This window comes from Pseudoduganella danionis (genome assembly GCF_009720775.1).
Lineage (GTDB): Bacteria > Pseudomonadota > Gammaproteobacteria > Burkholderiales > Burkholderiaceae_D > Rugamonas > Rugamonas danionis.
Map to the genome: position 1 here is coordinate 217,677 of NZ_WNKW01000001.1, position 20,956 is coordinate 238,632.

Genomic DNA, 20,956 nt, shown 5'->3' on the forward strand with positions numbered 1-20,956 from the left:
CGGCGCAGTGACTACTACAACTATTTCTGTATCGTTTTCGGACGGTTTCGTTGGCGACTATTGGCGCAATAATGAGGCGGTCAATTCGTCCTATCTGAGTAATTTAGGCTGGACCAATCTGCAGTTCATGCAGAGTACGAATAATGGCCAGTTTGGCGGGACTCAGGGCAATGACTATACCGGCACCATATTGGTGACGGATGCTGCCGGCATACAGCATGCGATTGATGGTGTGATCAACTGGCGGGCGCCTAGCGGAGCCGTTTCCACCATCGTGTTTTATGCAACGGGGAACTCCCATACGCTGGCCACCACCAATGGCAACTATGTGATCGATCCGTTCACGGAGCAGAATGGTGATCCGCATACCTTCATTGGTCTGACTTTCAATGGCGACGCTCTGGTGATCGGGGGCGGCTCGGTGACGGGGAATGCCGCAACGGCAGGCTTGCTGACGACGCTGAATGCCTATCTGGCTAGCCAGCCGCATATTACGGTGGCCGATGTGACGGTCAATGAGGCGGCGGGCACGGCGACCATCACGGTGGCGCTCAGCGTGGCGAGCAGCGATACGATTACGGTCGATTACAGCACCAGTGATGGCAGCGGCCATGCGGGCAGCGACTATGTCGCCACCAATGGCCAGCTCACTTTTGCGCCGGGTCAGACCAGCGTGACCTTCCAGGTCAGCATTACGGACAATGCGGTGATAGACGGCTCGCGCAATTTTAATGTGTTGCTGAGCAATAGTTCGCTGGCCGCGATCACCGACAATACCGCGCTGGTGACGATTACGGATAACGAGGTCGCCGCCCAGACGGTGAGCACGGTTGTCGCCGAAGATGCGACGCATACGGGCGCGGTGCCGGTCGATAGTTCCGTAGTCGAAGGCACTAGCCTGCGGTACACAGTGACGCTGAGTAGCGCAGTCGGTAGCGCGCAGGAATACACGCTGGCGCTGAGCGGTACTGCCAGTGCTGCAGATCGCGCAGCAATCAGCTTTAACAATGGCGTTAACTGGCGCAATGGCGATGCCACGACGGGCGTGGTGGTGGTGCCGGCCAATGTGACGAGTTTCCATGTGACGGTCGCAACGGTGGATGATGCACTGGTGGAGTCCAGCGAGACGCTGATCGTGACGCTGGGCGGTGTCGCAGCGACGGGCACGATTACTGATAATGATGTGCAGGTGGTCAGCAGTGTAGTGGCCGAAGATGTGGCGCATACGGGCGCGACACCAGTCGATAGCACTGTGATGGAAGGCAACAGCCTGCAGTACACGGTAACACTGAGTGCGGCGTCGGCCAGTGCCACCGAGTACACGCTGGCACTGAGCGGCACGGCGGCCGCTGGCGACCGAGGCAGCATCAGCTTCAGCGACGGCGTGGCCTGGCGCAATGGCGACCCGACCACGGGCGTGGTGGTGGTGCCGGCCAATGTGACGAGTTTCCATGTGACGGTCGCAACGGTGGATGATGCGCTGGTGGAGTCCAGCGAGACGCTGATCGTGACGCTGGGCGGCGTCGCTGCGACGGGCACGATTACTGATAACGATGTGCAGGTGGTCAGCAGCGTGGTGGCCGAAGATGCGGCGCATACGGGCGCGACGCCAGTCGATAGTACTGTGGTGGAAGGTAACAGCCTGCAGTACACGGTAACACTGAGTGCGGCCTCGGCCAGTGCCACCGAATACACGCTGGCACTGAGCGGCACGGCGGCCGCTGGCGACCGAGGCAGCATCAGCTTCAGCGACGGCGTGGCCTGGCGCAATGGCGACCCGACCACGGGCGTGGTGGTGGTGCCGGCCAATGTGACGAGTTTCCATGTGACGGTCGCAACGGTGGATGATGCGCTGGTGGAGTCCAGCGAGACGCTGATCGTGACGCTGGGCGGCGTCGCTGCGACGGGCACGATTACTGATAACGATGTGCAGGTGGTCAGCAGCGTGGTGGCCGAAGATGCGGCGCATACGGGCGCGACGCCAGTCGATAGCACTGTGGTGGAAGGCAACAGCCTGCAGTACACGGTAACACTGAGTGCGGCCTCGGCCAGTGCCACCGAATACACGCTGGCACTGAGCGGCACGGCGGCCGCTGGCGACCTGGGCACCATCAGCTTCAGCGATGGCGTGGCCTGGCGCAATGGTGACCCGACCACGGGCGTGGTGGTGGTGCCGGCCAATGTGACGAGTTTCCATGTGACGGTCGCAACGGTGGATGATGCGCTGGTGGAGTCCAGCGAGACGCTGATCGTGACGCTGGGCGGCGTCGCAGCGACGGGCACGATTACCGATAACGATGTGCAGGTGGTCAGCAGCGTGGCGGCCGAAGATGCGGCGCATACGGGCGCGACGCCAGTCGATAGCGTTGTGGTGGAAGGCAACAGCCTGCAGTATGCCGTGACGCTGAGCGCGGCGTCGGCCAGCACCAGCGAATACACACTGGCATGGAGTGGCATCGCCGCTGCGTCTGACCTTGGCAGCATAACTTTCAGCAATGGTGTAGCCTGGCGCAACGGCGATGCAACGACGGGCGTGGTCGTGGTGCCGGCGAATGTGACGAGTTTTCATGTCACCATAGCGACCGTGGATGACGTGCTGGTGGAATCCAGTGAAACGCTGACGCTGACTTTGGGCGGGGTGGCCGCAACTGGTACGATTACTGATAACGATATTCAGGTGGTGAGCAGTGTGGTGGCCGAAGATGCCGCACATATGGGGGCCGCACCGGCCGATCGTAGTGTGGTGGAGGGCAATAGCCTGCAGTACTCAGTGACGCTGAGTGCGCCGTCAGATGTCGCTATCGAGTATATGCTGACATTGGACGGCACGGCCGCTGCCTCCGACCTTGGCAGCATCAGCTTTAGCGATGGTGTGGTCTGGCGTAATGGTGACCCGAGCACCGGCGTGGTCGTGGTGCCGGCTGGTGTAACGAGCTTCCATGCCATCATCGCAACGCTGGATGACGTGCTGGTTGAGGCGAGCGAGACGCTGACCTTGAGCGTGGGCGGGGTGGCCGCGACTGGCACGATTACCGATAACGATGTGCAAGTGGTCAGCAGCGTATCGGCCGAAGATGCCGCACATATGGGCGCCTCGCCAATTGATCGCAGTGTGGTAGAGGGCAAGAGCCTGCAGTACTCGGTGACGCTGAGCGCTGCCTCGGCCAGCGCCAGCGAGTATGCGCTGAAGCTGAGCGGTAGCGCCAATGCCGCTGATTTGGGCAGCATCAGTTTCAGCGATGGCGTGGCGTGGCGCAATGGCGACCCGGCCAGCGGCATCGTAGTGGTTCCTGCAACGGTAAAGAGCTTCCATGTCCTGATCAGTACGATCGATGACACATTGGTGGAAGCGCGCGAGACGCTCACCCTGACTCTGGGGGGAGTGGCTGCCACCGGCACGATCACGGATAACGATATCCAGGCAGTGAGCAGCGTGGTGGCGGAAGATGCCGCCCACACGGGGGCTAGCCCGATAGACCGCAGTGTGGTGGAAGGCAACTACCTGTTGTACTCGGTGAAGTTAAATGCTGCCTCGGACAGCGCCAGCGAGTACCCATTGACACTGGGCGGAACGGCTGCTTCCGCCGACTTGAGCAGTATTAGCTTTAGCGACGGTGTGGCCTGGTACGGCGGTGATCCGGCCACGGGCATGGTAATAGTCCCTGCCAATGTGACGAGCTTCCGCATCACCGTTGCAACGGTGGATGATGCGCTGGTGGAGGCGAGCGAAACGCTGGTGCTGACGCTAGGCGGCGTGGCTGCCACGGGCACGATTACCGACAATGATGTGCAGGTGGTTAGCCGTGTGCTGGCCGAAGATGCGGCGCATACGGGAGCCACCCCGGCTGATCGCAGTGTGGTGGAAGGCAATAGCCTGCAATATACGGTGACGCTGAGCGCAGCGTCAGCCAGTACCACGGAGTACACACTGGCGCTGGACGGCACGGCAACTGCGGCCGACCTGGGCAATATCAGCTTCAGCGATGGCGTAGCCTGGCGCAATGGCGACGCGAGTAAAGGCGTGCTGGTCGTACCAGCCAATGTGACGAGTTTCCATGTCACCATCGCTACGATCGATGATGCGCTGCTGGAAGCGAGCGAAACGCTGGTGCTGACGGTAGGCGGCGTGGCCGCCACGGGCACGATTACCGACAATGACGTGCAGGTGGTCAGCCGTGTGCTGGCCGAAGATGCGGCGCATACGGGAGCCACCCCGGCTGATCGCAGTGTGGTGGAAGGCAATAGCCTGCAATATACGGTGACGCTGAGCGTAGCGTCGGCCAGTTCCACGGAGTACACGCTGGCGCTGGACGGCACGGCGACCGCGGCCGACCTGGGCAATATCAGCTTCAGCGATGGCGTGGCCTGGCGCAATGGTGACGCGAGTAAAGGCGTGCTGGTCGTACCAGCGAATGTGACGAGTTTCCATGTCACCATCGCTACGATTGACGATGTGCTGCTGGAAGCGAGCGAAACGCTGGTACTGACGGTAGGCGGCGTGGCCGCCACGGGCACGATTACCGACAATGACGTGCAGGTGGTCAGCAGTGTGGTGGCTGGGGCCAAGGTTATGGAAGGGGAAACCCTGAATTACGCCGTGACGCTGAATGCGGTCAGCAATGTCGCGACGGAATATGCGCTGTCCCTGAGCGGTACGGCCGATGCCAGTGATTATCAGACGCTGGTATTCAGCAATGGCGTGGCATGGCTAAACGGTGACCCGGCAACGGCGAAGGTAGTGGTACCTGCAGGCGTCGGCAGTTTCGTGGTGGGCGTTGTGACTGTCGATGATAAGCTGGTCGAAGCGACTGAGTCGCTGGTGCTGCAGCTCGGCGGCGCCAGCGCTACCGGTTCAGTCGACAGCAACGATGTGCAGCCTGAGATCACGCCTGGCCCGGTGCCTGTGGTGGTGACTCCGCCTAGTCCGCCGCCTGTAGTCGAGACCCCAGCTAGCCCACCGCCTGTTGTGGAGACCACGCCTAGCCCGCAGCCGGTCCCCGCCGAATATCATGCAGTGCTAGATCCGCGCACAGATGATGGCAAGAGCAATACCGATGCCGTCACCAGCGTGGTGGCTCCGCAGTTCACCCTGTCTTCTGCCGGTTATTTTGCGGAGGGCGGAACGGCCCGTCTGACCACACTGGATGGCACCGTGATCGCTTCGCAGGTACTGACTGCTGCGACGGTCGGGGTTGGCCAGTTGAATCTGGCGACGACAGTGCTGGACGATGGTGTGTACACCTTTATGTCGCAGGTACTGGACCCGCAAGGCAAGCTGGTGGTGCAAGCACCGGTCAGCGTGACCATTGTCACGGATGTCGATGGCGTGGCACCGTCGGTGGAACTGGCTGCGAATGGCGGCGATTTCAACCACGATGGCATTCCGGACTGGCAGCAGCACGCCGTGGCACAAATGCCTTTGGCCTCGTTGGCCGATTATGCGTTGGGCAAGAACGCACCGCAAACGGCCTTCGGCGCGATATTGGCAGGCACGCCTGATGCGACTAGTCCGGCCGGCACGGTCAAGCTGAGCGACGGTGCCCAGTTGCTGGACTTGAGCGTGAGTGCAGCGCCGGCACCGCTGGCTGCGAATACGCAGGCGGCTACGCCGATGTTCAACTTCTCGCTCAAGGCGCAGGATGGCGAGCAACTGGTCGATTTGTCGAGCGCCATGCCTGGGCTGCAAAGCCGCGTGGTGATCGATCTGGCGCCCGGTGGCGTAGTGGCTAACGACTTCCTCAAGTGGGACAAGGTGAACCAGCGCTGGTACAGCTTCCTGGATGATGGCCGGCTCGATACCTATGACAATGGCGCGACGCTGATCGATTTTAATGGCGACGGCAAGGTGGACCGTATCGTGGTCACGCTGACCGATGGCGGCTGGGGCGATGAGGATGGCATAGCCAACGGCGTCATCGTCGATCCCGGCATGCTGGTAGAGCATGTGCGAGTGGCAACGCCGGTGTTCAGTGTATTGTTGGGCAATGGGGACCGCTGCTATACCACCAGTGCCCAAGAGGCGGCCAAGCTGGCGCTGGGCAAGGGCAATGTGCTGGAAGGCGCCCGCTTTGATGCGCTTGAAACGGCCCTGGGCGGTCACCAGCTGAACGCGTATTTCCAGCCCTATACCAAGGACTGGTACTACGCCGCCAGCGGTGACAGCATGCCTTATGCCTGTTACCAGTCTGCTGCGGGCGCGGGCTTCAGTGCGGCGGCGGCAGGTTCCGGGGTCGGGGTGGATATCCACCTGTATCAGAATGCTCAGGGGCAAACCCAGTTGCTATCGGCGACGGATGCGCAGAAGCTGGGCCTGACCAGCCACGGCTTCCGTGATCTGGGCGCGAAGTTCAGCACCACCACAGATAGCGCATTCACGTTCGATGTCGAAGGCTATCTGGTGGCAAACCGCGACAATACGGCTGTGCAGGCGCTGGTGAAGTCGCTCGCGTCGGGCTACCATAGCACTTCCGATGCAGGATTCATTGAGGCTGTGGAGCAGCATTATCTGACGCAGGTGGCGCTGGTAGGGATAGCCCATGGCGGGCTCGCCACGGCAGCAGAGGTGAATAGCGTATTTGGCACCAGTTTTGGCGCCTGAGGAGCAGAGGAATGCATATGAAAACTATCGTAGGTCTGTTGTTGTCCTTGGGTTTGAGCAACGTCGTGCTGGCAGAAGAAAACCCGGACTGGTATCTGGCCGGGCATCTGGGTGTCAATCACCTGAGCAGCTGGCCCGCTGCGGTGGATTTTGGCGGCGTCGGCGCCACGGGGCATCTGGCCCTATCGCGTGGTAGCCATGCGGGCCTGATGCTGGGACGGCAGAGCGAACATGCGCGGCTCGAGCTGGAACTGACGCAGGGGCGTTTCCGTATCGAGCGCATGGAACTGGCGGACGTCAGCGAAGCGGTATCTGCTCATGGCAAATATCAGGCTGTGCTGGCCAACCTGTACCGGCATGACGCCCTGAGTCGCGACTGGCGCGCATTTGCTGCTCTTGGCCTAGGCTGGGGCAAGGTTGATTTGCCGGGGCTGCAGTTCAGCAGTGGCTGCGCCTGTCTGGGCGATGCCTCGCGGCGTGGTGCCGTGTATCAGGGCAGGCTGGGGATTGCCTATCAGCCCGCGGATGCTGATGCGGTGGCCTTGCAGGCCAGCTACCTGAGTTTGCCGGGGCCTGAGCGGGCCGCGCTGCCGTCGGTGCACTATGGCCGGCGCGGAGTAACAACGGTGACGGTTTCCTACACGCACTATTTCTAAGCGCGCAAATCGGACGAAAAAAAAGCACTGAGTAATCAGTGCTTTTTTTGTATCTCTGGTGCCCGAGGCCGGACTTGAACCGGCACGCCTTGCGGCGGCGGATTTTGAGTCCGCTACGTCTACCAATTCCATCACTCGGGCGACGCGAGCGCCATTATCACTGATTTGCCCCAATGCTGCAAGTTCGGGGTCAGGTCTGTCATTCGGACATCGCTCATGCACTTTTGCGCCAGATCAGCACCGGCATCAGATGTCGCTCTTTTAGACAGACCAATAAAGTGGTGTGAAACCGTCTCTGTGATTTTCTGGAGTTGTGATTTTTCTCAAGGGTGCGCGCTGTATGTCCGAATGACAGACCTGACCCTGAATTTTGCGAAATAGAACGCGAGCGGCGGTTTATCGCGCCAGGCTGCCGTTCGTGCCAGTTTATCTGCGGCTCGTCGCATGGACCGGATAGTGGCAGTTTTCCTTGCTATTCTGCTTACGTCGACCGCTGAAAACCAACAGCAGCGGTGACTCCAGCTAGTGAAAAACTTCCCTACCTATTTACGGAGCACACCATGAAAACCCTGATTGCCGCCCTAGTCGCCACGCTTACTCTGGGCGCCGCCCACGCCGCCGATGTGATGGTGCAGGTGAAACCTACCCCCGGCTACCACCTGAACCAGCAGGAACTGTATGACCTGGAACAGTCCTTCGCCCTGAGTAACGGACAGACCATGAAATTTACCACCAATTTGACGCGTATCTTCGTGCAGGTGGACCGTGGCTCGCGAGTAGAAATCTTCCCTGTGGCCAAAGACCGTTTCAAGAGCGATGCCGGCACGGAGTTCGAATTCCGTGACGATAATGAAACCGTGGCAGTCGCTAACTTCGGCCTGCTGCCGATGGCGGAAGCACCCGCCAAGGCCATGGTGCTGGCACGCCGCTAAGTACCACGAGGGGCAGGCGCGTCCACTGGGCGCGCCATCCTGTTCTCTTCAGAGTACGGCCTAGTCGGCCCGGCGGTACAGGCGGAAGCGCTCTTCGCGATCCGCTGCGCGCCGTCCTTCCCACAGTAATTGCCACTGCTTGCCCCGGTACTGCGGCAGAATCTCATGCTCGTCCTTGACCCGTACGCTGTCCTGTAACAGCAGCAGATCGCAGCGCTGTTCGCGCACGCTTTCAAACGGCAATGCCGCGTAATAGGCAAACGAGGCGCGCTGGGCCGGCCCCACGTTGGTGGCAATGCAGCCTGCGCCAGCGGGGATTTTTTGCGCGATCTGGCGCGCCACCGTCGCGTAGCTCTTCGAGTAGTTGACGTCCGGCAGGAACAGCGTCATCAGCAGTATCCAGATCAGGATCAGGCCGCCCGACGATAGCACGACGGCGCGCCACAGCACGGCCGGCTGGCGCGAAATGCGCCAGTGCACCAGTACGAACCAGCCAGCGGTAGCGGCCAGCGCGACCAGCAGGGCGATCCAGCCCAGTTCTGGCGTAAAGCCGGGCACCAGTTTCAGCGCGTTCTTGGCCGCTTTCGGCGGCCAGCCCGTCAGCTTGGCAAACCAGAAAATCCAGATGATGGCGGCGCACAGCGTCAGCGCCATTACCGAGAACCAGTCGATCGCGTTGATGGCGCCCCGTTTCATGGTCAGCAGGCCGAACGCAGCCATGATGGCCAGCGGCGGCAGCAGCACCAGCAGCTGGCTCTGTTCGGGCAGCGGGTGGAACAGGGTCAACAGCATGCCCATGGTGACGAAGGCCAGCGGCACGACGATGTGCAGGGCGCGGCGCTGGCGCCGCCAGGCCCACACGGCCCAGCCGGCAAACGGCCAGGCTGGCCAGTAGAACCAGGTGCCCACGCGCAGGAAGAATTTGACCGATAACACACTTGGCAGGTCTAGCTGGAGCAGATTCCAGCCCAGCCAGGCCAGCAGCGGCTGCTGGTCATACGGTTGCAGCAATTGTGCCGGCAGCAGCCACACGGCGGCCACGGCGGCGCCCACGGCCAGCGTCACGGCCAGATCGCGCACGGCGCGGATGGCGGGCTGGTCGAGCCAGCGGGTGCAGGCAAACAGGGCCAGCATGAGGAACACGGGCGTGATCCAGCCGCGCGTCAACGTGAGCAGGCCGACCGCCAGCCCGCTCAGGGCGGCATTGCGCAGCGAAGGCGCTTCCGCATAGCGTACGGTGCGGTACAGCAGCAGGGCGACCAGCGATACCTGCAGTGCTTCCGCAGTGGTTTCATGGCTGTGCAGCAGCAGGCCCAGACAGCCAAGATAGATCAGTACGGCCGCATCGGCCAGCGTGCGGCCGAAGTCATTCGGTTCGGGCTGGCCGCCAAACGCCAGTCGCAGCGGCTGGGCGTCCTGGCGGCGGCCCAGATTGAAGGTGGCGTACCACAGTGACAGTACACCGAGCAGGAAGATGGCGATGGTGCCGACGCGTGCCGCGAGCACGTCGCCCAGCAGCGGCCCGAACAGCTTGATACCGAGTGCACCCAGCCAGAAGGCCAGCGGGCCTTCTTCCGGCATGGACAGGCCGGCGATATTCGGCCACAGCCAGTCCTGCCAGCTACCGTGCGCCATGGTCCACATGATGCCGAAGCTGGCAGCGTCGTCGTTCTTCCACGGTTCGCGTCCGATCAGGCCGGGCAGAATGTAGAGCAGGCCGAGGGCAAACAGGGCCCAGCGCGGCAGGGCCAGCGTGGCGGCGGCAGGAAGACGGACTGGCTTCATTGATCAGTAGTCGAGTGAGATAGTATGCGAGTATGAAGGAAACGCCGGAGGCTAGAAACAAAAAAAGCAGCCAGAGGCTGCTTTTTCTGACGTAGCGGCTGGATTAGCCTGCTGCGACGGCAGTTTTGGAACCAACGGAACCAAATTTCTGACGGAATTTTTCCACGCGACCAGCGGTGTCGACGATCTTGTGCTTACCGGTGTAGAACGGGTGCGATTCAGCCGAAACCTCGATCTTTACCAGTGGGTATTCTTTGCCGTTGTGCTCAATGGTTTCACGGGTCTGGATGGTCGAACGGGTAACGAATTTGAAATCGCACGACAGGTCGTGGAACACAACTTCGCGGTACTCTGGGTGGCCTTCTGGTTTCATAATTGCTCTCGATAGAGTAGGTAGCCAAACAGCACTTCGTCGGTCGCTACTGCTTCTTGACCCGATTGCCGCTCACTTGCCTGATTTAAAAAATAATACGGTCGCGTATTATACAAGAAAATCGGCCCCTTGCCACGGTTTGCGTGGCAAGGGGCCGACGGGCATGATGGGAGGGGCTAGTTAGCCGTCGCGCCGGTGTAGCAGGGGTTTCGCGCGGCATCGCCGTGCGCCTGCGGAACGGCCTTGCCCTGCAGGGCAAGGTTCCTTGGCGGCATTGCGGCTTTAGCCGCCGCGACGCATCATGTCGAAGAACTCACCGTTGTTCTTGGTGGCCTTCATCTTGTCGAGGATGAACTCCATCGCTTCGATCTCGTCCATCGAGTACAGCAACTTGCGCAGAATCCAGATCTTCTGCAACTGGTCAGGCTTGATCAGCAGTTCTTCGCGGCGCGTACCCGATTTGTTCAGGTTGATGGCCGGATACACGCGTTTCTCGGCCAGACGGCGCTCGAGGTGCACCTCCATATTGCCGGTACCCTTGAATTCTTCGTAGATCACGTCATCCATACGCGAACCGGTTTCGATCAGCGCGGTGGCGATGATGGTCAGCGAACCGCCTTCTTCGATGTTACGGGCGGCGCCGAAGAAGCGCTTAGGACGCTGCAGCGCGTTGGCATCCACACCACCGGTCAGTACCTTGCCGGAAGCCGGGATCACGGTGTTGTAGGCACGCGCCAGACGGGTGATCGAGTCGAGCAGAATCACCACGTCTTTTTTCATTTCGACCAGACGCTTGGCTTTTTCCAGCACCATCTCGGCAACCTGCACGTGGCGGGTGGCCGGTTCGTCGAAGGTGGAGGCGACCACTTCGCCGCGCACCGAGCGTTGCATTTCCGTCACTTCTTCCGGACGTTCGTCGATCAGCAGCACGATCAGCGTCACATCCGGATGGTTGGCCGTGATCGCGTGGGCGATGTGCTGCAGCATTACGGACTTGCCGGATTTTGGCGAGGCCACCAGCAGGCCGCGCTGGCCTTTGCCGATAGGCGAAATCAGATCGACGATACGGCCGGTGATATTTTCCGTACCGTTGATGTCACGTTCCAGACGCAGCGGCTCGTTCGGGTGCAGCGGCGTCAGGTTCTCGAACAATATGCGGTGTTTCGATGCTTCCGGCGATTCGCCATTGACCTTGTCCACCTTGACCAGCGCGAAATAGCGTTCGCCGTCTTTCGGGGTACGTACTTCACCTTCGATCGAATCACCCGTGTGCAGGTTGAAGCGACGGATTTGCGAAGGCGAGATATAGATGTCGTCGGTCGAAGCCATGTAGCTGGCGTCGGGCGAGCGCAGGAAACCGAAACCGTCGGGCAGCACTTCCAGAGCGCCGTCGCCGAAGATCTGTTCGCCAGCCTTGGCGCGCTTCTTCAGGATCGCGAACATCAGCTCCTGTTTGCGCAGCCGGGCGGCGTTGTCGATATCAAGACCGATGGCCATCTCGAGCAATGCCGAGACGTGTAAGGCCTTTAATTCAGATAAATGCATAGTTGTTGAGTGTCCCGTGACGGGAAAGTAAAGGTAGGGGAGGGAACGACGTGGTGTTGTTTAGAAGGCGACGTTGCGAGCGCAACGTCGTCCGTGCGGCCGCCGCAGCGGCTCTGCAGATATTTTACTTAGATATTGCTGTCGATGAAAGAGGTCAGTTGACCTTTTGCCATTGCGCCAACTTTCTGGGCAGCGGCTACACCGTTTTTGAACAGAATCAGGGTAGGAATGCCACGGATGCCGAACTTGGCTGGCACAGCCTGGTTGGAATCTACGTCCAGCTTGGCGATGGTCAGCTTGCCGTCGTATTCCTTGGCCACTTCTTCCAGGATCGGGGCGATGCTCTTGCAAGGACCGCACCATTCAGCCCAGAAGTCTACCAGCACAGGGCGGTCGGACTTCAGTACGTCGGCTTCAAAGGATGCATCGGTAATGTGTTTGATATTTTCGCTCATATATTCCTCATTCGAGGTTCTGTGGGATGAATAACGCCTGGGGATTATGCCACGTTGTCTGCAAGGTCATCAGGGTTGCCTAGTGGGCAGCACATGGGGACCAAATGCGCGAATTCAATGTGCTAGAGGGGATGGCAACAAGATCGGCAGGCGGGGATGGCAGAAATAATAACCCATTTTTTAAAAATGTGCGGCAAATTGTCGCAGGGGCGGAAATTTTTGCCCGGCTAGTGGTCGGCAGGGGCTTGCGGTGCGCTGTTTGGCGATGGCGTACTCGCGCCAGCGTGCGGCGGGCCGGACGGCGTCGCTGCAGTGTTGGCGGGGCTGGCCGCGCGCGCTGCGGCCGGTGCCGCTCGCAGGCTGACGGCCAGTGCGCTGACAGCGCGGCGGTCATCGGCCACCGGCTCGATATTGGCCAGCAGCCACAGCACGCTGCCGCTAGGTGTCGGCAGGCCGATGATGGCGTCGGTGACGGGAGCGGCAGTGACCAGCGCCAGTTGCAGCGGGTGGTTGCTGGCGTCATAGGGGCTGCCGTCGGCGCGCAGGGCGGGCCAGCATAGCTGTCCGGCCGGCGGCATGGCCTGCGCCAGTAGCTGCTGGGCGCGCGGATTGGCAGCGCGGATTTTGCCGTCCGGATCGAGTAGCAGCAAGGCATCGGCGCCGGCGTCTTGCAGCGTGCGCTGGCTGACGGCGTCGGCATGCACGCCGTTACTGGTTGTGGTGGCTGCGGTGGCCGGGGGGGCGGCACTGCTGCTGTCCGGCGGCGTGGCGGTGTCGTTCAGCGGCAGCTCGTCGTGGGATGGCTGATGTGCAGGCAGCAGGCGATGGCGCAAACGCCATAACAGTGCGGCGATCAGCAGCAGTACCAGCACCGGCAGCAGCACGGGCAAATGGCGGCGCCAGCCTTGCTGCTGCTCCGGCTGATACAGGAAACCATCGAGCTTGAAATCTTCCGGCAGCATGCCCTGCGCCATATAGCTGCTGGCGATCGCCTGCCAGCGCAGGGGATCGCTATAGCCCAGTTCTATGCTGTCCTGTGCCAGCAGCGGCACGATGTGCTGGGCTTCGTACAGCAGGTGTTCGCGGCTGTGGCGCTGCGGATAGCGCGCGCGGATCAGATCAACCAGTTCATCCGGATGCTGCATGGCGTAGGCCCAGCCGCGCAACGTGGCGGCACGCAGGGCGGCGGCACGCTGCGGGTGGTCGCGCAGTTCGCTTTCGGTGGTGTACAGCACATCGCCATAGAAATCGTCGCCCTGTGAGCGCGGCGACAGGATCTGGTAGCCCAGGCTGCTGTGCTCGAGGATGTAGGGCGCTTCCGTGGTGTAGATGGACATCGCATCGACGCGGCCATCAAGCAGATCGTCGTAGCTGAAGTTGTGCGCCACCGGCAGCAGCGATTCGGTCGGCACGCCGTGCTTGCGCAGGAACAGCGCCAGTTCTTCATTGTTCGGTGCCAGCATGATGCGGCTGTTCGGGCCCAGATGGGGCTTGCCGCCCGCGTCGCGTCGCACCAGCAAGGCGGCGGCGGAGTGCTGGTACAGCGAGGCCAGTACCACCACGGGCAGGCCGCGTGCACGGGCGGCCAGCAGGGCGGTGTTGCCAATGCCGTACTGGGCTTCGCCCTGCATCACCGCTTGCAAGCTGTCGTGGCCGGGACGCGCTTCCAGCAGTTTGACGTCCAGCCCCGCCGCGCGGTAATAGCCCTGATCCTGCGCCGCGTAATAGCCGGCAAACTGGAACTGGTGCAGCCACTTGAGCTGGATGGTGACGGTTTCGAGCGCCGGGGCCGCGCGACTGCTGGCCGCTGCAAACAGACCTAGTAACAGACTCAGACTGAATGTCAAGCTCAGACGCCAGTGCGCCATGAAAACGGGTATGCGTCGCAGCGGCAGGAGCAGATAGCGGCGCATAGTCATCATCGGCTAGTAGCCTACGCTGCCGGCAAACTGGTAGCGATGACCGGGATGCCACATGGTCGCCAGCGAAGCCACCTGACCATTCGAGCGGGTCTGGCGACGCAGCACCAGACAGGGCTGGCGCGTATCGATGGCCAGCATGTCGGCCACATCGCGCGGGGCGGGCAGCGCTTCGATGCTGTAGGTAGCGTCCTGCAACGGGGCGGCACGCATCAGGTATTCGTTCGGCGTGATGCTGGCGTAATCCTGCTCCATGTAGTCGGGCGCCAGCTTGGGGTTGGCCCAGCGGTCTTCCACCTGTATCGGCACACCGTTCTCGAAATGCACGATCACTGAATGGAACAGCGGATGGCCAACCGGCAGATCGAACTGGCGCGCCAGCAGTTCGCTGGCCTTGCTGCGTTCGAGTTGCTGCAGGCTGCTGCGGTGGGCGTGGCCACGGGCGCGGATTTCATCGGCGATGGAGCGGATTTCCACCAGCGTGGCTTGCACCTTCTGCTGCGCCACGTAGGTGCCGGAGCCTTGACGGCGCGTGAGCACTTGCTCGGTAGTGAGTTCGCGCACGGCGCGGTTGACGGTCATGCGCGATACCCCGAACTGCTTGACCAGCGCTTGCTCGGAAGGGATCACATCGCCTTCCTTCCAGGTGCCGTTGGCGATCTGGGAAAGCAGATAGTCCTTGATACGCTGGAATATCGGGGTATTTTCTGACTGTGCTACGGCTTCCAAACGGCTTCTCCGAGGGGCGCCGGACTGGCGCGCTGCATTTCATTCTAGCATTGGCTGATTGCTAGTTGAGCATCTTTGTGAATTTTTGTGGCAGCAGCGTACAATTCAAAAGCAAGCGCCGGAGTGCGACGCTGCGCGGCGCCGGATAAGCTGGTGACCTACCTTATCCGAAGCGGGAGTCCCACATGGGCAAGACAGCAAAGCACAGCAGCGCCGCCGCCTACCAGAGCGAGGCGCAGCGCTGGGCCGCCGTGCAGCAGCGCGATGGCGCGGCCGACGGCATATTCTGGTATTCCGTGCGCAGCACGGGCGTGTACTGCCGGCCCTCGTGCGGCGCGCGTCCCGCCTTGCGCCAGAACGTGGCCTTCCATGCCAGCCGCGAAGATGCGGAAGCGGCCGGGTTTCGCCCCTGTCTGCGCTGCAAGCCGGATCAGCCGCCGCTGGCCGAACGGCAGGCGGCCTTGGTGGCACAGGCCTGCCGCCTGATCGAACAGGCCGATACGCCACCGGAACTTGATGTACTTGCGGCGGCCGTGGGCCTGTCGCGCTTCCACTTCCACCGCATCTTTAAAGCTGTGACGGGGATTACACCGAAAGCCTATGCCAGCGCCGAGCGCGCACGGCGGGTGCAGCAGGAACTGGGCGCCGCCACCAGCGTGACGGATGCCATGTACGCGGCCGGCTACAACTCGAGCGGCCGTTTCTATGCGCAGTCGCCGGCCGTGCTGGGCATGACGCCCGGTGCTTACCGCGCTGGCGGACGTGGTAGCCAGATCCGCTTCGCCATTGCCCAGTGCTCGCTGGGGGCGATACTGGTGGCCAGCACGGAGCAGGGCATCTGCGCGATTCTGATCGATGATGATCCGGATTTTCTGCTGCGCGATTTGCAGGACCGCTTCCCCGCGGCCGAGCTGCTGGGTGCCGACGCCGATTATGAACAGGTGGTGGCGCGCGTGGTTGGCATGGTGGAGCAGCCTTCGCTGGGTCTGGACTTGCCGCTCGATGTGCGCGGCACGGCGTTCCAGCAGCGCGTCTGGCAGGTGCTGCGCGAAATACCGGCCGGGCAAACGGTCAGCTACGCCGAACTGGCGCAGCGCGTAGGCTTGCCGCGCGGTGCGCGTGCCGTGGCCAGCGCTTGCGCCGCCAATGCACTGGCCGTGGCGATACCCTGCCACCGCGTAGTGCGCAATGATGGCAGCATCTCCGGCTATCGCTGGGGTGTGGAACGTAAAGCCCAGTTACTGGAACGGGAGGCCCAGCAGTGAAAAATGGCGAACTGGATTTTGCCGCCGGAGCCGCGCCACGCGCGCCGCGCAAGGTGGTGCCCCTGAGCGTGGCCGCGGATGTGGTGCAATCAGAGCCCGCTCAAGCTCAAGCGCAGGGGCAGGCGCAGAATCAGGCACATGCTCAGGCGCAGGCGCAAAATCAGGCGCGCCGTGGCGTGGGCGCGGCGGCCGGCATTGCCGTGCATGTGGCGGGGCTGGATTGGCAGGCCATCGAAGATGAATTGCTGAGCCACGGCTATGCCTGCGTGCCCGGCATGCTGACGGCAGAAGAGTGCCGCGCGATGGCAGCGCAGTACGCCCAGCCGGAACTGTTCCGCAGCCGCGTGGTGATGGCGCAGCACGGCTTTGGCAGCGGCGAATACCAGTATTTCCGCTATCCGCTGCCGTCCATGGTGGTGGCCTTGCGCCAGTCGCTATATGGCCCGCTGGCGCAGATCGCCAACCGCTGGCATGAACTGCTGGGTGTGGACAGCCGTTTCCCTGTCGAGCATACGGAGTTTCTGGCGCGCTGCCACGCGGCGGGCCAGCAGCGCCCTACACCTTTGCTGCTGCAGTATCAGGCCGGCGATTACAACTGCCTGCATCAGGATTTGTATGGCGAGCAGGTGTTCCCATTACAGGCAGCCATCCTCCTAAGCGAGCCGGGACGGGATTTCGCAGGGGGCGAGCTGGTACTCACAGAGCAGCGTCCGCGCATGCAGTCGCGGGTGGAAGTGGTGCCGTGGCAGTGTGGTGATCTGGTGATCTTCCCGGTCGATCAGCGTCCCGCACAGAGTTCGACAGGACGCGGGGTGTACCGCGTGCACATGCGCCATGGCGTGAGCCGGCTGCGTAGCGGCCGCCGGTACACGCTAGGGATTATTTTTCACGACGCGACCTAAACGCTTTTCTGGGTCTGGTACAGACGGGCGTAGATGCCGTTGTGGCCCAGCAGTTCCGCATGGCTGCCCACTTCGGCGATGCGGCCACCATCGAGCACCACGATGCGGTCGGCATTTTCAATCGTGGACAGGCGGTGGGCAATCACCACCGTGGTGCGGCCCTGCATCAGCACTTCCAGCGCGGCCTGCACCAGCCGTTCCGATTCCGTATCGAGCGCGCTGGTGGCTTCGTCCAGAATCAGGATAGGCGCATTCTTGTACAGCGCACGGGCAATTGCCAGCCGCTGGCGCTGGCCGCCGGACAGGCGTAAACCGTTTTCACCCACCGACGTCTGATAGCCCTCGGGCTGGCGGGCGATGAATTCGTGTGCATGGGCCGCGCGTGCCGCCGCTTCGATGCGCTGCTGCGAAGGGGCCGGATCGCCATAGGCGATGTTGGCTGCCAGCGTATCGTTGAACAGCACCACATCCTGACTGACCAGCGCGATCTGGCTGCGCAGCGAGGCCATGGTGTAGTCGCGCAGGTCGACGCCGTCGAGGCGGATGCTGCCACCGCTGACATCGTAGAAGCGCGGCAGCAGGCCGGCCAGCGTGGTCTTGCCGCTGCCGGAGCTGCCCACCAGTGCCACTGTTTCACCGGCGGCGATATCGAGCGAAACGCGATCGAGCGCAGGCCTGGCATCGGCATCGCTGCTGTAGCAGAAGCTGACCTGATCCAGTTGCAAATGGCCGGCCGCCCGTTCGATCTGGCGTGTGCCCTGATCGGCTTCCGCTTCGGTATCGATCAGGCCGAACACGGATTCGGCGGCAGCCATGCCGCGTTGCATAGGTTCGTTGATCTTGGTGAGGTTCTTGATGGGCGACTGCATCGCCATCAGCGAGGACATGAAGGCCACGAAGGCGCCGGGCGAGAGCGCACCGGCCTGCGCGCGCAGCAGGGCAAAATAGATCACCGAGGACAGGGTAATCCCGATCAGCAGCATGATAATGCCGGAGTTGAGCGCCGACGTGGCCGCGTGCTTGACGGCCAATTGGCGGTTCAGCTTGACCACGCTGTCGAATCGCTGCTGTTCATAGTGCTGGCCGCCGAAAATCTTGACCACGCGCTGGCCGCTGATGCTCTCGTCCAGCACATTGGTCAGCTCGCCCATGGCCGCTTGCGCGCTCTTGCTCAGGTGGCGCATGCGCCGGCCCGCAAACGTCACGATGGCGGCCACCAGTGGCAGCAGGCCCAGACAGAACAGCGCCAGTTGCCAGTCGATGATGAACAGTGTGGTCAGATAACCGATGGTGGCGACGCTGTCGCGCATGGCCACGTTGACCACGGTGATGACGGCCTGCGCCACCTGCGCCGCATCGAAGGCGACGCGCGACAGCGTGGTGCCGGTGGAGGACTGGTCGAAATAGCCGTTCGGCAGACGCATGATGCGGGCGAACATGACTTCGCGCAGATTGGCCTGCACCCGGCTGCTCAGCCATGCGGCGCCGTATTCGGCGGCAAAGCTGGACACCATGCGCATGATGGCCAGTGCCAGTATCACGGCGGGAATGGCCCACAGCGTGGCGTGGGCGGGGTTGTGCGGCAGCAGACGGCCCAGCCATGCCTGCATGTCGGCCAGCAGGCCGGTAGCGGGGCGGGCCGGCAGCAGGCTATGGCTAGGGGCGAGCGCATCGACCACGTTCTGTAACTGGCGGATCAGCAGTACGTCGGCGGCGGCAGCCAGAGCGACGGCGATCAGGGTCACGCCAGCGATCCACAGATAGGGGCGGAACTGCTGGAGCAGACGTAAATAGAGTAATCGGCTGGACACGGGTTGTGGTGAGAGAGCGGCGAATCCGACATTGTAACCAGAGTTTGATTGACCCCGGCCTAAACTTCGCTACACTCTGGTACTAGGTTCCGGAATGGAGAGTATCGATGCGCACTACCGTTTTCTCGCCCGCCCCCCTGGCTGGCGTCGTTCGTCAGGCTAGTACCACTACCCTGCTGGCCGCAGGTCTGGCGGCTGGACTGGCCGCCGTGGCGCCACTGGCGCAGGCCGACACCATCATCGACCGCGCCAACGGCTATACGCTGACGGCCGACGGTACGCTGCAGCGCTTCACGTCGCTGGCCTTCGATGATCTGGGCAAGATCGTGGCGGTGGGTAGCGAAAAGGATACAGCGGCGCGTCTGCCCAAGGCGGAGCACATCGATGCGCAGGGCAAAACCCTGCTGCCGGGCTTGATCGACGCACACGGCCACGTGTTCGGGCTGGGCGAAATCGCCTCCGGCGTGGAGCTGTTCAATGCCACGTCCGTTGGTGGTGCCGTGCGCACGGTGGCCGAATTTGCCCGCGCCCATCCGCGCAAAGCCTGGGTGATAGGGCGCGGCTGGAATCAGGAAAACTGGAAACTGGGGCGCTTCCCCACGGCGGCGGAACTCGACGCGCAGGTCAACGACCGGCCCGTGCTGCTGCACCGCGTGGATGGCCACGCCATCTGGGTCAACACCAAAGCGCTGGAAATGGCCGGCGTGAGCCGCGATACACCGGACCCGAAAGGCGGCAAGATAGAACGTGACGCTGCCGGCCGCCCGACCGGTGTGCTGGTCGATGCCGCCATGGAGCTGGTGGAGAAGGTGGTGCCGCTGGCAACGCCGGCCGAAGCGCGCAGCATGCTCGATAATGCGCTGGCGATATTGGCGAAGATGGGGCTGACCAGTGTGCACGATGCCGGCATCAAGGTAGCGCAGGATGATCTGTACCGCGACTATGCCGATCACGGCAAGCTGACCACGCGCGTCTACGCCATGATAGGCGACACGGGCGCCGATTTCGACGAGCTGGCCAAGGATGGTCCGCTGCATTCCTATGGCAACGACGTGTATGCGCTGGCTTCCGTCAAACTGTATTCCGATGGCGCGCTGGGCAGCCGCGGCGCGGCCTTGCTGGCGCCGTACTCGGATATGCCGTCGACCAAGGGGCTGCTGTTCTACCCGCCGGCCGAAATGCTGGCCAAGATGAACAAGGCCATGAAGGCCGGCTATCAGGTGAATGTGCATGCCATCGGCGACGCCGGCAACCGCCAGATACTCGATGCCTATGCCCAGTTGATCCCCAAATATAACGCGGTAGGGCTACGCCACCGCATCGAACACGCGCAGGTGGTCACGCCGGAGGATATCCCCCGCTTCAAGACGCTGGGCGTGATTCCGTCCATGCAGCCTACCCATGCCACTTCCGACCAGAATATGGCCGAACAGCGCGTGGGCTCCGAACGCATCAAGGGCGCCTACGCGTGGCGCACCTTCCTCGATCAGGGTTCGCGCATCGCTTGCGGTTCCGATTTCCCCGTCGAGTCGCCGAATCCGTTCGAAGGCCTGCATGCGGCCGTAACGCGGCAGAACAATGCCGGTCAGCCGGCCGGTGGCTGGTATAAAAATCAGGCCATGACGCTGACCGAAGCGCTGCGCTGCTTTACGCTCGATGCGGCTTATGCGGCCCATCAGGAAAACGTGATCGGTTCGCTGGAACCTGGTAAATGGGCCGATTTCATCCTGATCGACCGCGACCTGTTCAAGGTGCCGTCTGAGCAGATCGGCAAGACGCAGGTGCTGCAGACGTGGATGGGTGGTAAGCGCGTGTACAAGCGCCAGTAGGGCGCAGCGCAGGCGGCCCGCCTGCCCCTGAAAAATCGGTTGACTCGGTTGTATATACAACTTATGCTGTGACGAAGCGCTGGTTTTGCGCGTCCGTACCTGCCTGATTTTTGTGCAGGTGGTGCGGATGCGGCAGTTGCCAGCCCCCACTCAACCG

At 62.1% G+C, this 20,956-nt stretch carries 13 protein-coding genes and 1 tRNA gene; 6 read left to right on the plus strand and 8 right to left on the minus strand.

The window, feature by feature from the left end:
• The first annotated feature begins 7 nt into the window (after positions 1 to 7).
• Both GM655_RS01040 and GM655_RS01045 read left to right on the plus strand, forming a co-directional pair.
• Positions 8 to 6,598, plus strand: coding sequence for a beta strand repeat-containing protein (locus GM655_RS01040; RefSeq protein ID WP_155432794.1), 6,591 nt, complete (start codon positions 8 to 10; stop codon positions 6,596 to 6,598).
• 17 nt (positions 6,599 to 6,615) lie between these two features.
• Positions 6,616 to 7,254, plus strand: coding sequence for a hypothetical protein (locus GM655_RS01045; protein ID WP_155432795.1), 639 nt, complete (start codon positions 6,616 to 6,618; stop codon positions 7,252 to 7,254).
• A 56-nt stretch (positions 7,255 to 7,310) separates the two neighbouring features.
• Here the strand turns inward: GM655_RS01045 and GM655_RS01050 are convergent.
• A tRNA-Leu gene (locus GM655_RS01050) sits at positions 7,311 to 7,395 on the minus strand.
• 419 nt (positions 7,396 to 7,814) lie between these two features.
• Here GM655_RS01050 and GM655_RS01055 point away from each other — a divergent pair.
• Complete coding sequence (locus GM655_RS01055; protein ID WP_155432796.1) at positions 7,815 to 8,186, plus strand: gel scht; 372 nt, start codon at positions 7,815 to 7,817, stop codon at positions 8,184 to 8,186.
• 60 nt (positions 8,187 to 8,246) lie between these two features.
• Here the strand turns inward: GM655_RS01055 and GM655_RS01060 are convergent, their stop codons facing one another.
• The 6 genes from GM655_RS01060 to hutC form a co-directional block, all read right to left on the minus strand.
• Complete coding sequence (locus tag GM655_RS01060) at positions 8,247 to 9,971, minus strand: ArnT family glycosyltransferase (RefSeq protein WP_155432797.1); 1,725 nt, start codon at positions 9,969 to 9,971, stop codon at positions 8,247 to 8,249.
• A gap of 103 nt (positions 9,972 to 10,074) precedes the next feature.
• Entirely contained in the window at positions 10,075 to 10,344 is a 270-nt protein-coding gene (locus GM655_RS01065; RefSeq protein ID WP_155432798.1) for a type B 50S ribosomal protein L31, read from the minus strand.
• Positions 10,345 to 10,626: 282 nt separating this feature from the next.
• A complete protein-coding gene (rho, locus tag GM655_RS01070) occupies positions 10,627 to 11,889 on the minus strand; it encodes a transcription termination factor Rho (RefSeq protein WP_155432799.1) in 1,263 nt (420 codons plus the stop codon).
• 128 nt (positions 11,890 to 12,017) lie between these two features.
• Entirely contained in the window at positions 12,018 to 12,344 is a 327-nt protein-coding gene (gene trxA / locus GM655_RS01075; protein ID WP_154375897.1) for a thioredoxin TrxA, read from the minus strand.
• Positions 12,345 to 12,571: 227 nt separating this feature from the next.
• Positions 12,572 to 14,266: an ABC transporter substrate-binding protein gene (locus GM655_RS01080; protein ID WP_229632325.1), complete on the minus strand. Its 1,695-nt coding sequence runs from the start codon at positions 14,264 to 14,266 to the stop codon at positions 12,572 to 12,574.
• 3 nt (positions 14,267 to 14,269) lie between these two features.
• Positions 14,270 to 14,992 (minus strand): histidine utilization transcriptional repressor HutC, encoded by a 723-nt coding sequence (gene hutC, locus GM655_RS01085; RefSeq protein WP_155432800.1) that lies wholly within the window; start codon positions 14,990 to 14,992, stop codon positions 14,270 to 14,272.
• A 185-nt stretch (positions 14,993 to 15,177) separates the two neighbouring features.
• Here hutC and ada point away from each other — a divergent pair, with 185 nt between their 5' ends.
• Positions 15,178 to 16,257 (plus strand): bifunctional DNA-binding transcriptional regulator/O6-methylguanine-DNA methyltransferase Ada, encoded by a 1,080-nt coding sequence (ada, locus tag GM655_RS01090; RefSeq protein WP_155432801.1) that lies wholly within the window; start codon positions 15,178 to 15,180, stop codon positions 16,255 to 16,257.
• Positions 16,254 to 17,159, plus strand: a complete 906-nt coding sequence (locus GM655_RS01095; protein WP_371866673.1) for a 2OG-Fe(II) oxygenase — start codon at positions 16,254 to 16,256, stop codon at positions 17,157 to 17,159. Before ada ends, GM655_RS01095 begins: the two co-directional genes overlap by 4 nt.
• On the opposite strand, the gene msbA is transcribed toward GM655_RS01095, so the two are convergent.
• Positions 17,156 to 18,970: a lipid A export permease/ATP-binding protein MsbA gene (gene msbA / locus GM655_RS01100; protein ID WP_371866674.1), complete on the minus strand. Its 1,815-nt coding sequence runs from the start codon at positions 18,968 to 18,970 to the stop codon at positions 17,156 to 17,158. The two genes, GM655_RS01095 and msbA, sit on opposite strands and share 4 nt — an antisense overlap.
• Positions 18,971 to 19,077: 107 nt before the next feature.
• Here msbA and GM655_RS01105 point away from each other — a divergent pair, with 107 nt between their 5' ends.
• Positions 19,078 to 20,799, plus strand: coding sequence for an amidohydrolase (locus GM655_RS01105; protein WP_155432802.1), 1,722 nt, complete (start codon positions 19,078 to 19,080; stop codon positions 20,797 to 20,799).
• The last annotated feature ends 157 nt before the right edge of the window (positions 20,800 to 20,956 follow it).

Coding starts and splice junctions, on each gene's coding strand:
- GM655_RS01045 (WP_155432795.1), top strand. CDS start 6,616: ATGAAAACTATCGTAGGTCTGTTGTTGTCCTTGGGTTTGAGCAACGTC.
- GM655_RS01055 (WP_155432796.1), top strand. CDS start 7,815: ATGAAAACCCTGATTGCCGCCCTAGTCGCCACGCTTACTCTGGGCGCC.
- GM655_RS01060 (WP_155432797.1), bottom strand. CDS start 9,971: ATGAAGCCAGTCCGTCTTCCTGCCGCCGCCACGCTGGCCCTGCCGCGC.
- GM655_RS01065 (WP_155432798.1), bottom strand. CDS start 10,344: ATGAAACCAGAAGGCCACCCAGAGTACCGCGAAGTTGTGTTCCACGAC.
- rho (WP_155432799.1), bottom strand. CDS start 11,889: ATGCATTTATCTGAATTAAAGGCCTTACACGTCTCGGCATTGCTCGAG.
- trxA (WP_154375897.1), bottom strand. CDS start 12,344: ATGAGCGAAAATATCAAACACATTACCGATGCATCCTTTGAAGCCGAC.
- GM655_RS01080 (WP_229632325.1), bottom strand. CDS start 14,266: ATGATGACTATGCGCCGCTATCTGCTCCTGCCGCTGCGACGCATACCC.
- ada (WP_155432801.1), top strand. CDS start 15,178: ATGGGCAAGACAGCAAAGCACAGCAGCGCCGCCGCCTACCAGAGCGAG.
- GM655_RS01105 (WP_155432802.1), top strand. CDS start 19,078: ATGCGCACTACCGTTTTCTCGCCCGCCCCCCTGGCTGGCGTCGTTCGT.